The sequence below is a fragment of the Pseudomonas sp. B21-051 genome, from assembly GCF_024748795.1.
Lineage (GTDB): Bacteria > Pseudomonadota > Gammaproteobacteria > Pseudomonadales > Pseudomonadaceae > Aquipseudomonas > Aquipseudomonas putida_A.
Map to the genome: position 1 here is coordinate 4,895,893 of NZ_CP087166.1, position 14,159 is coordinate 4,910,051.

The following is a 14,159-nucleotide window of genomic DNA, read 5'->3' on the forward strand; positions in this document are numbered from 1 at the left end:
AGTCATTTATGAAAATCACGCTGTTTCCCAACGCCCGGCGACCTTATCTTTGCCCGCACCAAACAGCACTTGCCAAGCAAGAAGGTTTTCCAGATGTCCAACAGTATGGGTATTGCCAGCGCTTTCGTTTTGTCCTCATTGATCCTGTCGCCGATGGCGATGGCTGAAGAATCGCAGTCGTTCGTAGCGCAGAATGCCGCTCGCGCTCACGCCTTCGAGCAATCTCAGGCAGAAGTGATGGCCAAGTCGCAGGATGCCTCGCAAGCCCCTCAAGCCGCCACTTCCCAGGCTCAAGCGGCCGAGAAAGACAGCTGAGTCGCGCACCGCGAAACATTTCCCTCGACGCGGTTGTTTGGCTCTTCCCGTTCAACCGTCGTCCTTCCAGGCCGCTGCCTTTCAGCGGCCTTTTTTCGTTGTGGTCTGAAAGCCGTTTGGTTCGTCTGTAAAAAACAAGAAACATCCCGCACCTCAAGCCATTGAAGTGTCAGTTGACCCAAGGAGCTCCATCGCAAGTGCGTTACCCAGTCCGTTTCACCCCGCTGTTCATTGCAATTGCCGCAACGATTGCCCCCACAGCCCAAGCCGACGAAGCCGCCAAACAAGGCTTCATCGAAGGCTCGAGCCTCAACCTCAACGCCCGCAACTACTACATGAATCGCAACCGTCTGCAGCAGACGGACGACAACATCGAGTGGGGCCAGGGTTTTCTCGGGATCTTCCAGTCGGGTTACACCGAAGGCACGGTCGGCTTCGGCATCGATGCCCACGCCATGCTCGGGCTGAAGCTCGACGGCGGTGGCGGTACCGATGGTTCGAGCATCCTGCCGATCAGCGATGGCAACGGCAAAGCGCCGGGTTCGTTCTCGACTGCGGGCGGCACATTGAAAATGCGCGCGTTCGATACCGAGCTGAAGGCCGGTGACCTGTTCCTCACCAACCCGGTGATTGCCGGCGGTGATTCGCGCATGCTGCCGCAGACCTTCCGTGGCGTCAGTCTGACCAATCACAGTTTCGACGGCTGGATGTTCGAAGGTGGCCAGGCCAGTTTCACCAAGCCGTACAATCAGAGTGGTCGCCAGCGCATCGGCACGTCCTACGGCAAACTCGCCGAGGGCGACGAAAGCCGTCACCTGAACTGGGCCGGCGTGTCCTGGAGCGGCGTCGAAGGGCTGACCAGCAATCTGTACGCCGCCGAGCTTAAGGACATCTGGAACCAGTACTACTACGACCTCGACTACACCTGGCAGTTGAACGATCTGGTCAGCCTCAACCCGGGTCTGCACTTCTATCACACGCAAGACACCGGCGACGCGCTGCTGGGCAACATCGACAACAACACCTACAGCCTGCATTTCACCGTCGGCATCGGCAGCCACAGCGTCACTGCCGCGTACCAGCGGGTCAACGGCAACACGCCGTTCGACTACATCAGCCAGGGCGACAGCGTTTACCTCGACAACTCGCAGCAGTACTCGGACTTCAACGGCCCCAACGAGCGCTCGTGGAAGCTCAAGTACGCCTACGACTTCGCCGGTCTCGGCCTGCCGGGCCTGACTTCGGCGGTTTCCTATTCACGTGGCACCGTGGACCTGACCAAGGTCGATCCGGACAGCAAAGGCTATGCCTCGTGGTACAGCGCTGACGGTCGTAACGCCAAGCACTGGGAACGCGACCTCGATTTGAAATACGTGGTGCAGAGCGGTCAGGCGAAAGACCTCGCGGTCCGCCTGCAATGGGCGACCAACCGAGGTGGCAACGGCTACGGAGCGATTGATACCGATACCGATGAATACCGGGTGATTGTCGACTACCCGATCAACGTCTTCTAAGATCACCTCAAGTCAGTCGCGACTGGCGCAGAACCTGTGGCGAGGGAGCTTGCTCCCGCTGGACTGCGCAGCAGGCCCCTCCTCGAAAGCAAGGGGTCGCTGCGCAACCCGGCGGGAGCAAGCTCCCTCGCCACAGATGGTTCCGTGTTTGTGCAACTACTCTTATAAGTATTACCCCAACCGAAAGCCCCCATCATGATCGCGAGCCGTACCCCACCTGTTGCGGGCAAGACCGGACGCCCCGAATTGCTGCTGATCTGCGGCAGTTCGCTGACCGTGATCGCGATTCTGTGCATCGTCACTTTTCTGCTGATTCGTGAGCACGCCAACGCTCAGGAAGCGGCCACCCGCAGCGCCACCACCATCGCCCAGTTGATCGACGCCGATGTCCTGCGCACGGTCGAGTTGTACGACCTGACCTTGCAAGGCCTGATCGCCGCCGCCCAGCGCGACGACTTGCGCGACGTCACCCCGCAGATCCGCCATCTGGCGCTGTTCGACCGCTCGACCACCGCACGCTTCAAGGGCGACATCCTCCTGCTCGACAAGCATGGCGATGTGGTTGCCGACTCGTCGCGGATCGAACCCAAACCGGGCAACTTCGCCGACCGCGATTATTTCCTCGCCCATGCCTTCAACCGTGACATGGGCATGTTCATCAGCCGCCCGTTCAAGACCCGTTGCGATTGCGACGACGCCAACCAGTGGCGCATCAGCTTCAGTCGGCGGATTTCTTCGGACACTGGAGAATTCGCCGGCGTGGCGGTGGCGTCGATGAAGCTCGACTACTTCGATCAACTGTTCAACAGCCTCGACATCGGCAAAGACAGCACGCTGAACATCATCAACAACGACGGCGTGCTGCTGGCGCAGAAGCCTTATCTGCAAAGCGACTCCATCGGCAAGAGTTTCGGCAACCGGCCCAACGTGGTGCGGATTCTCGGCGACAAGGATGGCAGTGGCAGTTTCACCAGCACCTCAAGCATGGATCATCAGCAACGGCTCTACACCTATTCGCGGGTCGGCAATCTGCCGTTGACGGTGATGGTCGCGCTCTCCAGTGATGAGGTGTTTGGCACCTGGCGCCGCACCGCGCTGTTGATCAGCGGCGCCACCGGCGTGCTGTGTGCCGGACTGCTGTGGCTGACCTGGCTACTTGCCCGTGAGCTGCGTTTGCGCCAGCGCGCCGAACGTGAACTGGCGCAACTGGCCGCCACCGATGCGCTGACCGGCGTGGCCAACCGGCGGATGCTCGATCAGTCGCTGCGCCACGAATGGTTCCGCGCCCAGCGTTCGGGCAAGCCGCTGTCGGTGATGATGATCGACGCCGATCACTTCAAGGCGTTCAACGACCGTCATGGGCATCAGGCCGGTGATCAGGCGCTGCGCGAACTGGCCAGGGTTATTACCGCGAACGTGCGACGACCGGGTGATCTGGTCGCCCGTTACGGCGGCGAAGAGTTTTCGGTGATCCTCGCCGAAACCGACAGCAGCGGCGCACGGCAGATTGCCGAACATATCCGCCTGGCGGTCGAGCAGATGCCGAGGGTCCAGGGCGCGGACGTGGCGATGACCGTCAGTATCGGTATCAGCACCTGGACGGCAACGGTCGAGATGTCGCTGGAGCAACTGCTGTTTGCGGCGGACAAGGCGTTGTATCAGGCCAAGGAGAGCGGTCGCAATCGCGTAGTCAGTTCGTAAGAGCAAAAGATCGCAGCCTTCGGCAGCTCCTACAGTTGGCATACCTTTCCCTGTAGGAACTGCCGAAGGCTGTGATCTTTTGCTTTTAATTAGGGCATAAAAAAAGGCCATCCGAGGATGGCCTTCAAAAAACTAGAGAGGTTTTTTACTTACACCGCCGCAACCGGACGCATGTAAGAGATCGGTGCAGTGCTGGCGTCTTCGAACGTCACGACTTCCCACGCATCTGTCTGCTCAATCAACTTGCGCAGCAGCTGGTTGTTCAGTGCATGACCGGACTTGAAGCCTTTGAACTCACCAATCAGGCTGTTACCCAGCAGGTACAGGTCGCCAATCGCATCGAGGATCTTGTGCTTCACGAATTCGTCTTCGTAGCGAAGGCCGTCTTCGTTCAGTACACCATCGGAATCAACCACGATCGCGTTTTCAACGCTACCGCCGAGTGCGAGGTTGTGCTTGCGCAGGTACTCGATGTCACTCATGAAACCGAAAGTACGGGCGCGGCTGACTTCTTTTACGAACGAAGTGCTGGAAAAATCCACGCTTGCACTTTGGGTGCGGTCCCGGAAAACCGGGTGATCGAAATCGATCTCGAAGCTCACCTTGAACCCTTCGAAAGGGACGAAAGTGGCGCGCTTGTCGCCGTCTTCCACTGTCACTTCACGCAGGATGCGGATGAATTTCTTGGCGGCGTCCTGCTCTTCCAGGCCAGCCGATTGAATCAGGAATACGAACGGTCCAGCGCTGCCATCCATGATCGGGACTTCGGACGCGGAGAGCTCGACGTAGGCGTTATCGATGCCCAGGCCAGCCATGGCCGAGAGCAAGTGCTCTACCGTGTCCACTTTGACGTCGCCGTTGATCAGCGTCGTCGACATAGTGGTTTCACCGACGTTTTCCGCGCGGGCAGGGATCTGCACCACAGGGTCGAGGTCAGCGCGACAAAACACAATGCCAGTGTCGACAGGCGCAGGCTTGAGGGTCAGGTAGACCTTCTCCCCGGAATGCAGGCCTACACCTGTGGCACGGATAATATTTTTCAGTGTGCGTTGTTTAATCATGGCTTGGGCCGCTTCAGCGCAAATTGCGAACTGGTATCAACAAAGGCTGGCGATAATAGCAGACCGAGCCTTTGCTGAACACCAATCACCGTCATAGCCCTGATACATTCCATCAATCGGCCTGACGACGCAGGAATGCCGGGATGTCCAGGTAATCCAGATCGTCCTGCGGGTTCATCTTCGCGGCAGTCGCAGCACCGGCCTGAGCCTGGTTGCGCATGACGGTCGGACGGTCCAGGTCACGGTAGTTCACCGCCGGAGCTTCCTGACGCGCAGGAGCCGGTTGTTGAACCTGAGCGGAAGCCATGGAGGTGTGAACGGTGTTGTCGATGACCTTCACGGGCTTCTCGATTTTCGCGCCCAGACCGGTGGCAACCACGGTGACGTGCAGTTCGTCGCGCATGTCCGGATCGATAACGGTACCGACCTTGACCATTGCGTGCTCGGAAGCGAAGGCTTCGATGATGCTACCCACGTCGGAGTACTCACCCAGGGACAGGTCAGGACCGGCGGTGATGTTCACCAGGATGCCGCGTGCACCTTGCAGGTTCACGTCTTCCAGCAGCGGGTTGCGGATGGCCGCTTCGGTCGCTTCACGTGCACGGTTCGGACCGCTGGCGCAGCCAGTGCCCATCATCGCCATGCCCATTTCGCTCATCACGGTACGCACGTCGGCGAAGTCGACGTTGATCATGCCCGGACGCTTGATGATGTCGGAGATACCGCGAACGGCACCGGCCAGTACGTCGTCAGCCTTGGCGAAAGCCGACAGCAGGCTCGCGTCTTTACCGAGGATGGTCAGCAGCTTCTCGTTAGGGATGGTGATCAACGAGTCGACGCTTTCGGAGAGCATGCGGATGCCTTCGTCGGCGATCTGCATACGCTTGCGGCCTTCGAACGGGAACGGACGGGTCACGACCGCAACGGTCAGGATGCCCATTTCCTTGGCCACTTCGGCGATGATCGGCGCAGCTCCGGTACCGGTACCGCCGCCCATGCCAGTGGTGATGAACACCATGTTGGTGCCCTGCAGGACTTCGGCAATGCGCTCACGGTCTTCGAGAGCGGCCTGACGACCTACTTCAGGGTTGGCGCCAGCGCCGAGACCTTTGGTCACGCCGGTGCCCAGTTGCAGGATGGTACGCGCGCCGATGTTTTTCAGCGCTTGAGCATCAGTGTTGGCGCAGATGAATTCGACGCCTTCGATGTTGCTCTTGACCATGTGGTTGACAGCGTTGCCGCCGCCACCGCCAACACCGATAACTTTGATTACCGGGCTTGCGGGGATGTTGTCTACGAGTTCGAACATTTTCCCTCTCCTTACATTCTCTAGTTTTTTCGCCTACTGCATTTTTGTAGCGGTGTTGCGGTAAAGCTTTAGAAGTTGCCTTGAACCCACTTCTTCAATCGGTCCAGCAACGGCGCCTGTGGCTCATCGTTGCTGTAGCTGTCGCGGCTGCCGATGCCCGAGAACGAGATCCCGTCGGACTGCTTCTGCAGGCCGTACATCAACAAGCCCACGCCAGTGGAATAAATCGGGTTGCGCACCACGTCATCCAGGCCCTTCACGCCATGCGGCACGCCCAGGCGCACCGGCATGTGGAAGATTTCTTCAGCCAGTTCGGTGGCACCTTCCATCTTCGATGTGCCGCCGGTCAGGACGATGCCCGCCGGGATCAGGTCTTCGTAGCCGCTGCGACGCAGTTCGGCCTGGATCAGGGTGAACAGTTCGTCGTAACGCGGCTCAACCACTTCGGCCAGGGCCTGACGCGACAGTTCGCGCGGTGGACGGTCGCCAACGCTCGGCACCTTGATGGTTTCGCCGGCACCGGCCAGTTTGGCCAGGGCACAGGCGTAGCGGATCTTGATCTCTTCGGCGTACTGGGTCGGGGTGCGCAACGCCATGGCGATGTCGTTGGTCACCTGATCGCCGGCAATCGGGATCACCGCGGTGTGGCGGATCGCGCCTTCGGTGAAGATCGCGATGTCGGTGGTGCCGCCGCCGATGTCGACCAGGCACACGCCCAACTCTTTTTCGTCGTCGGTCAACACCGAGTAGGCCGAGGCCAGTTGTTCGAGAATGATGTCGTCGATTTCCAGACCGCAGCGACGCACGCATTTTTCAATGTTCTGCGCGGCGTTGACGGCGCAAGTGACCACGTGAACCTTGGCTTCCAGACGGACGCCGGACATGCCCAGAGGCTCGCGGACGCCTTCCTGGTTATCGATCACGTAATCCTGCGGCAGGGTATGCAGCACGCGCTGGTCAGCCGGGATCGCCACGGCCTGGGCGGCGTCGAGTACGCGCTCCAGGTCAGCCGAGCTCACTTCGCGATCACGAATCGCCACGATGCCGTGGGAGTTCAGGCTGCGGATGTGATTGCCGGCCACGCCGACGAAAGCCGAGTGAATGCGGCAGCCCGCCATCAGTTGGGCTTCTTCGATCGCGCGCTGGATCGATTGCACGGTGGACTCGATGTTCACCACCACGCCCTTCTTCAGGCCGCGGGACGGGTGAGTACCGATACCGACGATTTCCAGCGTGCCGTCGTCCGCGACCTCGCCTACCAGCGCCACCACCTTGGAGGTGCCGATATCCAGACCGACGATCATTTTGCCGCTTTGCACGTTTGCCATGGGTCCTGCCTCTTCTTAATTCTTTGCGACAGCGGGTTGGGCTGTCGTCGGCGCTACTGGTTCCCGCCAGCCAACGGCGAGGCCGTTGGCGTAGCGCAGATCGATGCGCGCAATGTTCGTAATCTGGTCTTTAAGCGTCTTGTCATAGATGGCAATGAAGCGGCGCATCTTTTCCACCAGGTTGCCGCGTCCCAGCAGCAACTCGATGCCGGGGCCGGAGCTGCCGGCACCGGTGGTCAGGAACCAGCTGCCACGTTCACGCAGTTCCAGGCGCGCGATCGAGAAACCCAGCGGCCGGAGCATCTGGCTCAGCACCTGATACTGCTGCATCACTTGCTGCTGGGCCCGTTGTGGGCCGAACAGCTGTGGCAGGTGTTCGTAGTTCGCCAACTCCTTTGGCGTGAAGGCCTGACCCTGGTTGTTGAGCAGCGACTCGTCGCCCCAACGGGCCACGGGCAGTTGCTCTTCGAGGCGGATCACCACCTGATCCGGCCACACCCGGCGTACTTCGGCGTGGGCGATCCAGGGCATCTGCTCAAGCTCGGTACGCATGCTGGCCAGATCAATGGTGAAGAAGCTCGACGCCACGTACGGGGCGATTCGCTGCTGCACCGCTTGCTGACTGATGTAGCTCAGGTCGCCCTGCACGGCGATCTTGGTGATCGGCCGGTCGGCGTACGGCAGCAAACGCTGCGCGCCTTCGTAGGTACCGAATCCGAGCGCCACCAGCAGCACCGGCCAGAACAGGCTTTTCAGAAAGCCGAAATTGGCTTTCGGCAGGCGCGCGGACATCGGCTCTTTGGCCACCATTCGGCTGGCACCCCGCGGCACCGGCTTGCGGCCGGGTGCGGGTGGCTGATGTCTGAGATGAGCGCCTTGCATGGTCTTAACCTCGCGCCTCTGTATTACCGGAGCCTTCAACACTGGCGGCCAGAATGGCCAGGACCAGTTGCTGGAAGTCCAGACCGGCAGCACGGGCCGCCATCGGCACCAGACTGTGATCGGTCATGCCCGGTGCGGTGTTCACTTCCAGGAACCAGAACTGCCCGTCGGCGTCCTGCATCACGTCCGCCCTGCCCCAACCGGCAATACCCAGCGCCTCACAGGCCTTGGCCGTGAGATCCATGAGTTCCTGCTCCTTGGCGGCATCCAGCCCGCACGGAATGCGGTACTGGGTATCGTTGGCGATGTACTTGGCGTCGTAGTCGTAAAACGTGTGCGGTGTACCCAGGGCGATAGGAGGCAACACCTGGTCACGCAGGGTGGCGATGGTGAACTCCGGACCTTGAATCCATTGTTCAACCAAGACTTGCGAATCGTAGGTACTGGCCGCTTTCCATGCGTCGATCAACTCGGACGCAGAACTCACTTTGGCCATCCCGATACTTGAACCTTCATGCGCCGGTTTGACGATCAAAGGGAAGCCCAGTTCCGTCGCCGCGGAAATACAATCGGCTTCGCTGCACAGCACGGCGTGACGCGGCGTCGGAATCCCGAGGCTGTGCCAGACCTGCTTGGTGCGCAGTTTGTCCATCGCCAGTGCCGAGGCAAGGATGCCGCTGCCGGTGTACGGAATGCCCGCGCATTCGAGCAGGCCCTGCATCGAGCCGTCTTCACCGCCACGACCGTGGAGAATGATGAACGCGCGGTCGATCTTTTCATTCAGCAAACGCTGCAGAAAATCCTCGCCGACGTCGATCCCGAACGCGTCCACGCCCGCGCTTTGCAGCGCGTCGAGCACGGCGTTACCGGATTTCAGCGAAACCTCACGCTCGGCACTCATGCCACCGAACAGCACGGCGACACGGCCGAAGTCTTTCGGCGCGATGGTGGAGAACAGGTTGGCGTAGGCAGCAGTCATTTCAACTTCCCCTCGACCGACGCAGCCACGGCGCCAGCGAACAATTCACTTTTCAACAGCTTCGGCGCGAGACCGCCGATATCCCCGGCACCCTGGCACAGCAGGATGTCGCCGGCACGCAGCAGCGGCTTGACCAGCGGCGCGAGGTCGACACCGCGCTCGATGTAGATCGGGTCGAGCTGACCGCGCTGACGGATGCTGTTGCACAGTTTGCGGCTATCCGCGCCCGGGATCGGTTCTTCGCCGGCCGGATAGACTTCCATCAGCAACAGCACGTTGGCATCGGCCAGTACATTGACGAAATCGTCGTACAGGTCGCGGGTGCGGCTGTAACGATGCGGCTGGTAGACCATCACCAGACGGCGCTCCGGCCAGCCACCGCGCACGGCTTTGATCACGGCGGCGACTTCGGTCGGGTGGTGACCGTAGTCGTCGACCAGCATCACGTTGCCGCCGTCCACCGGCAGTTCGCCATAGACCTGGAAGCGTCGGCCAACGCCCTGGAACCCGGACAGGCCCTGGACGATGGCTTCGTCACTGACGCCTTCGTCGGTGGCGATGCAGATGGTCGCCAGCGAGTTGAGCACGTTGTGGTTGCCCGGCATGTTCACCGACACATCCAGCGGCTCGCGGTCCGGGCGCAGCACGGTGAAGAAGGTCTGCATGCCTTGCTGGCGTACATTGATCGCGCGCACATCGGCGTCTTCGCTGAAGCCGTAGGTCACGGTCGGACGCTTGACCAGCGACAGGATTTCACGCACCACCGGATCGTCCAGGCACATCACCGCCAAACCGTAGAACGGCAGGTTGTGCAGGAACTCGACGAAGGTTTTCTTCAGTTTGTTGAAGTCACCGTCGTAGGTCGCCATGTGATCGGCGTCGATGTTGGTGACCACGGCCACCAGCGGTTGCAGGTGCAGGAAGCTCGCATCGCTTTCGTCGGCTTCAGCGATCAGGTAGCGGCTGGTGCCGAGCTGGGCATTGGTGCCCGCCGCATTCAGTCGGCCACCGATGACGAAGGTCGGGTCCAGGCCACCGGCGGCGAACACCGAAGCGATCAGGCTGGTGGTGGTGGTTTTGCCGTGAGTACCGGCGACGGCGATGCCGTGGCGATAGCGCATCAGCTCGGCGAGCATCTCGGCACGCGGTACCACCGGAATACGACGCTCAAGGGCGGTCGCCACTTCCGGGTTGGAGGTGTTCACAGCGCTGGAAACCACCAGCACGTCGGCAGTCGCAGCGTTTTCAGCGCGGTGGCCGATATAGATGTGCGCACCGAACGATTCCAGACGCTCGGTTACCGGCGACGCTTTCAGGTCGGAACCGGACACTTCATAGCCCAGGTTCAACAACACTTCAGCGATGCCGCACATGCCCACGCCGCCGATACCGACGAAGTGGATGCGACGGATGCGGCGCATTTCCGGTTGTGGCATGGCTTTCTGATTCTCAACCATGAGCCACCTCCAGGCAGGTATCGACCACGCTACGGGTGGCATCGGGTTTGGCCAGACGGCGGGCCGCTTGGGCCATTTCTTCGAGTCGTTGCGGTTGCATCAAGACCTCTGTCAGGCGCGCGGCAAGGTCCGCGGCACCAGTCGTTCTTTGCGGCATCACGAAGGCTGCGCCTTCACGGGCCAAATAATCGGCGTTGCGGGTCTGGTGATCGTCGATCGCGTGGGGCAAAGGCACCAGCATCGAGGGCAGACCAACGGCAGCCAGCTCACTGATGGTCAGCGCGCCAGCGCGGCACACCACCAGGTCAGCCCAGCCATAGGCCTGGGCCATGTCTTTGATGAACGGCTGCACCTGCGCATCGACGCCGGCGGCGCGGTAGCGCTCTGCAGTCACTTCATCGTGGTTTTTGCCGGTCTGATGAAACACTTCCGGACGCAAATCGGCAGGGACTTGCGCCAGGGCTTCAGGCAGCAACTTGTTCAACGGTTCTGCGCCCAGGCTTCCGCCGAGGATCAGCAAACGCGCTTTGCGCCCAGCCAGAGCCGGTCGCGATGTTTCGAGGAACAGCTCGCTGCGCACCGGATTTCCGGTGGTACGGCGGGTGTCCGACAGAGTAAAGGTGTCGGGGAACGCTTCACACACCCGGGCGGCGAACGGCACCAGCAACCGATTGGCGGTGCCGGCCACGGCGTTCTGCTCGTGAACGATCACCGGCACACCGGCCAGTTTCGCGGCAATCCCGCCAGGCCCGGTCACATAACCACCGAAGCCGACCACGCAGACTGGACGCAACTTGCGAATCACCGCCCGCGCCTGCCACACCGACTTGAGCAACATGAACGGTGCCTTGAGCAGCGACAGCTTGCCCTTGCCACGCAACCCGGTGGCATTGATGCGGTGCAGTTCCAGACCTGCAGCCGGCACCAGTTCGTTTTCGATTCCGCGTGGCGTGCCGAGCCAGTGCACGGTGTAGCCGCGCGCCTGGAATTCGCGGGCACAGGACAGCGCCGGGAACACGTGGCCGCCGGTGCCGCCGGCCATGATCAATACGTTAGCGCCCATGATTCGGCTCCTCGGCGAAGTCGCTCTCATGGAACTCCATCTCTTCACTGCCCAAGTGGGTCCGACTCTCCCACTCGATCCTCAGCAACAAGCCGAGGCAGGCGCAGCAGATCACCAGGGAACTGCCGCCATAACTGAGGAACGGCAGAGTCAGGCCCTTGGTCGGCAGCAGGCCAACGTTCACCCCGATGTTGATCAGGAACTGACCGATCCACAGGAACGACAGTCCGTAAGCCACATAAGCGGCGAAGAACTGCTTGGCCTTCTCCGCCCACAGACCGATGTACATGCCACGGATACAGACGAAGACGAACAGCGCGACGGTGCACAGCGAACCGACGGCGCCCAGCTCTTCGGCCAGCACCGAGAACACGAAGTCGGTGTGCGCTTCAGGCAGGTAGAACTGTTTCTGCACGCTGTTGCCCAGGCCGACGCCCAGCCACTCACCGCGACCGAAGGCGATCAATGCCTGCGACAACTGGTAACCGGCGCCGAACTGGTCAGCCCACGGGTCGGCGAAGTTGGTCAGACGCGCCATTCGATAAGGCTGCATCTGAATCAGCAAGACCACGGCCCCGACTGCCAGCACCACCATCAGCGAGAAGCGGAACAGCCCGACCCCGCCAAGGAACAGCATCGCCGCCGCAGCCCCCATCATTACCACGGTGGCACCGAAGTCCGGCTCCATCAGCAACAGGCCCGCCATTGGCAGCAGCACGATGAACGGCTTGAAAAAGCCCATCCAGCTCTCGCGCACTTCTTTCTGCCGACGCACCAGATAACCGGCGAGGTAGATCACCACAAACACCTTGGCAATCTCGGACGGCTGCACGTTGAAGAAGCTGAAACCGATCCAGCGCATCGACCCGTTCACTTCACGGCCGATCCCGGGGACGATCACCATCACCAGCAGACCGAATGCACCGATCAGCATCATCCAGCCCAGACGCTGCCAGGTGGCGATCGGAATCATCATGGTGATGATGCAGGCACCCAGGCCCAGCGCCACATAGATCAGGTGGCGAATCATGTAATACAGCGCGCTGCCCGACTGCGCCGCCGCCACTTCAGTGGAAGCCGAGGCGATCATGATCAGGCCCAGGCCCAGCAGTGCCAGGCAACCGGCGAGCATCGGGAAGTCGAGGTCGATGCCACGGCCGGTAATGATCGGCGACGGGTACGGCTTGATGATATTGCGCAGGCTCATGCCAGATCCTCCACGGCGCGGACGAACTGGTGACCACGGTCTTCGTAATTCTTGAACATGTCGAAACTGGCGCAGGCCGGCGACAGCAGCACCACGTCACCCGTTTGGGCGACCGCGCGGCATTGCGCAACGGCGTCGACCAGCGAGGTCGCGCGAATCAGTGGCACGGCGTCACCGATGGCTGCGCCGATCTTGTCGGAGTCACGGCCCATCAGGATCACGGCGCGGCAGTTGGCCGCCACCGGATCGCGCAGGTCGTTGAACTCGGCGCCTTTGCCGTCGCCACCGGCGATCAGCACGACCTTGCCGTCGATATCCGCACCCAGGCCTTCGATGGCAGCCAGAGCGGCGCCGACGTTGGTGGCCTTGGAATCGTTGTAGTAACCGACGCCGTCGAGGTCACGCAGCCACTGGCAGCGGTGTTCGAGGCCGGTGAAGTTACGCAGGGCATCGAGCATGGCTTCGAACGGCAGGCCGACCGCATGACCGAGCGCCAGCGCCGCGAGGGCGTTGGCCTGGTTATGCGCGCCGCGCACTTTCAGTTCGCGCACTGGCATCAGGTTCTGGAATTCGAAGGCCAGGTATTTCTCGCCGTCTTCTTCGCGCAGGCCGAAAGCCTTGAAATCCGGTTTGTTCAGGCCGAAGGTCCAGCATGGCTGGCCCTCGCCGATCAGCGGACGGCTGAGTGCGTCCTGACGGTTGACCACAAACTGCTTCGCGCCACGGAAGATCCGGTGCTTGGCCAAGTGGTACGCCGGCAGGCCGCTATAGCGGTCCATATGGTCTTCGCTGATGTTCAGCACGGTGGCCACTTCAGCATTGAGCTGGTCGGTGGTTTCCAGCTGGAAGCTCGACAGCTCCATCACGTACAGCTCGACGTCATCACTGAGCAATTCCAGCGCTGGCGTACCGAGGTTGCCGCCGACCGCGACGCGTTTGCCGGCCGCAGCCGCCATCTCGCCGACCAGGGTGGTGACGGTGCTTTTCGCGTTGGAACCGGTGATGGCCACGATCGGCGCCCGCGCGTTACGCGCGAACAGCTCGATATCGCCGGCCATTTTCACGCCACGGGCGGCAGCGGCTTGCAGGGCCGGGGTCGCCAGCGCCAGGCCGGGGCTCACGTAGAGCTCGTCGGCACGGCACAGGAATTCGACGTCCAGCTCGCCACAACGCACTTCCACGTGCGGATAGTCACGCTTGAGCGTGGCCAGTTCCGGTGGATTGTCCCGCGTATCGGCGACGGCAAACGACACGCCCCGGTTCGCCAGGAAGCGAACCAGGGACATGCCGCTCTTGCCGAGGCCGACAACGATGCGGAAGTGGTCAGAAGCGATCAGAGACAC

General features: G+C 61.3%; 12 protein-coding genes. 3 read left to right on the forward strand and 9 right to left on the reverse strand.

Features of this window, described 5'->3' with window-relative positions:
• The first annotated feature begins 93 nt into the window (after window positions 1-93).
• The 3 genes from LOY52_RS21970 (at window position 94) to LOY52_RS21980 (ending at window position 3,530) form a co-directional block, all read left to right on the forward strand.
• Entirely contained in the window at window positions 94-315 is a 222-nt protein-coding gene (locus tag LOY52_RS21970) for a hypothetical protein (RefSeq protein ID WP_202369010.1), read from the forward strand.
• A gap of 197 nt (window positions 316-512) precedes the next feature.
• Window positions 513-1,829: an OprD family porin gene (locus tag LOY52_RS21975; protein ID WP_258675970.1), complete on the forward strand. Its 1,317-nt coding sequence runs from the start codon at window positions 513-515 to the stop codon at window positions 1,827-1,829.
• 195 nt (window positions 1,830-2,024) lie between these two features.
• Complete coding sequence (locus LOY52_RS21980; protein WP_258675971.1) at window positions 2,025-3,530, forward strand: sensor domain-containing diguanylate cyclase; 1,506 nt, start codon at window positions 2,025-2,027, stop codon at window positions 3,528-3,530.
• 149 nt (window positions 3,531-3,679) lie between these two features.
• Here the strand turns inward: LOY52_RS21980 and lpxC are convergent, their stop codons facing one another.
• From lpxC to murD, 9 genes are all read right to left on the reverse strand, one after another.
• Window positions 3,680-4,591 carry a UDP-3-O-acyl-N-acetylglucosamine deacetylase gene (lpxC, locus tag LOY52_RS21985; RefSeq protein WP_007961638.1) on the reverse strand — a complete coding sequence of 304 codons (912 nt, stop codon included), beginning with the start codon at window positions 4,589-4,591 and terminating at the stop codon, window positions 3,680-3,682.
• A 112-nt stretch (window positions 4,592-4,703) separates the two neighbouring features.
• Window positions 4,704-5,900, reverse strand: a complete 1,197-nt coding sequence (ftsZ, locus tag LOY52_RS21990) for a cell division protein FtsZ (RefSeq protein WP_047599230.1) — start codon at window positions 5,898-5,900, stop codon at window positions 4,704-4,706.
• A gap of 68 nt (window positions 5,901-5,968) precedes the next feature.
• Window positions 5,969-7,228: a cell division protein FtsA gene (gene ftsA, locus LOY52_RS21995; protein ID WP_003228014.1), complete on the reverse strand. Its 1,260-nt coding sequence runs from the start codon at window positions 7,226-7,228 to the stop codon at window positions 5,969-5,971.
• 15 nt (window positions 7,229-7,243) lie between these two features.
• Window positions 7,244-8,110 carry a cell division protein FtsQ/DivIB gene (locus LOY52_RS22000; RefSeq protein ID WP_007961636.1) on the reverse strand — a complete coding sequence of 289 codons (867 nt, stop codon included), beginning with the start codon at window positions 8,108-8,110 and terminating at the stop codon, window positions 7,244-7,246.
• Window positions 8,111-8,114: 4 nt separating this feature from the next.
• Complete coding sequence (locus LOY52_RS22005) at window positions 8,115-9,089, reverse strand: D-alanine--D-alanine ligase (RefSeq protein ID WP_027612179.1); 975 nt, start codon at window positions 9,087-9,089, stop codon at window positions 8,115-8,117.
• Window positions 9,086-10,546: a UDP-N-acetylmuramate--L-alanine ligase gene (gene murC, locus LOY52_RS22010; protein WP_258675972.1), complete on the reverse strand. Its 1,461-nt coding sequence runs from the start codon at window positions 10,544-10,546 to the stop codon at window positions 9,086-9,088. The genes LOY52_RS22005 and murC overlap by 4 nt, the downstream gene beginning before the upstream one ends.
• Window positions 10,539-11,609 (reverse strand): undecaprenyldiphospho-muramoylpentapeptide beta-N-acetylglucosaminyltransferase, encoded by a 1,071-nt coding sequence (murG, locus tag LOY52_RS22015; protein WP_258675973.1) that lies wholly within the window; start codon window positions 11,607-11,609, stop codon window positions 10,539-10,541. The genes murC and murG overlap by 8 nt, the downstream gene beginning before the upstream one ends.
• Entirely contained in the window at window positions 11,599-12,816 is a 1,218-nt protein-coding gene (ftsW, locus tag LOY52_RS22020; RefSeq protein ID WP_003228018.1) for a putative lipid II flippase FtsW, read from the reverse strand. The genes murG and ftsW overlap by 11 nt, the downstream gene beginning before the upstream one ends.
• Window positions 12,813-14,159 (reverse strand): UDP-N-acetylmuramoyl-L-alanine--D-glutamate ligase, encoded by a 1,347-nt coding sequence (gene murD, locus LOY52_RS22025; protein ID WP_258675974.1) that lies wholly within the window; start codon window positions 14,157-14,159, stop codon window positions 12,813-12,815. Before murD ends, ftsW begins: the two co-directional genes overlap by 4 nt.

Excerpts from the sequence above, each read along its gene's own strand:
- LOY52_RS21970 (WP_202369010.1), top strand. The coding sequence starts at position 94 with ATGTCCAACAGTATGGGTATTGCCAGCGCTTTCGTTTTGTCCTCATTG.
- LOY52_RS21980 (WP_258675971.1), top strand. The coding sequence starts at position 2,025 with ATGATCGCGAGCCGTACCCCACCTGTTGCGGGCAAGACCGGACGCCCC.
- lpxC (WP_007961638.1), bottom strand. The coding sequence starts at position 4,591 with ATGATTAAACAACGCACACTGAAAAATATTATCCGTGCCACAGGTGTA.
- ftsZ (WP_047599230.1), bottom strand. The coding sequence starts at position 5,900 with ATGTTCGAACTCGTAGACAACATCCCCGCAAGCCCGGTAATCAAAGTT.
- ftsA (WP_003228014.1), bottom strand. The coding sequence starts at position 7,228 with ATGGCAAACGTGCAAAGCGGCAAAATGATCGTCGGTCTGGATATCGGC.
- LOY52_RS22000 (WP_007961636.1), bottom strand. The coding sequence starts at position 8,110 with ATGCAAGGCGCTCATCTCAGACATCAGCCACCCGCACCCGGCCGCAAG.
- LOY52_RS22005 (WP_027612179.1), bottom strand. The coding sequence starts at position 9,089 with ATGACTGCTGCCTACGCCAACCTGTTCTCCACCATCGCGCCGAAAGAC.
- murC (WP_258675972.1), bottom strand. The coding sequence starts at position 10,546 with ATGGTTGAGAATCAGAAAGCCATGCCACAACCGGAAATGCGCCGCATC.
- murG (WP_258675973.1), bottom strand. The coding sequence starts at position 11,609 with ATGGGCGCTAACGTATTGATCATGGCCGGCGGCACCGGCGGCCACGTG.
- ftsW (WP_003228018.1), bottom strand. The coding sequence starts at position 12,816 with ATGAGCCTGCGCAATATCATCAAGCCGTACCCGTCGCCGATCATTACC.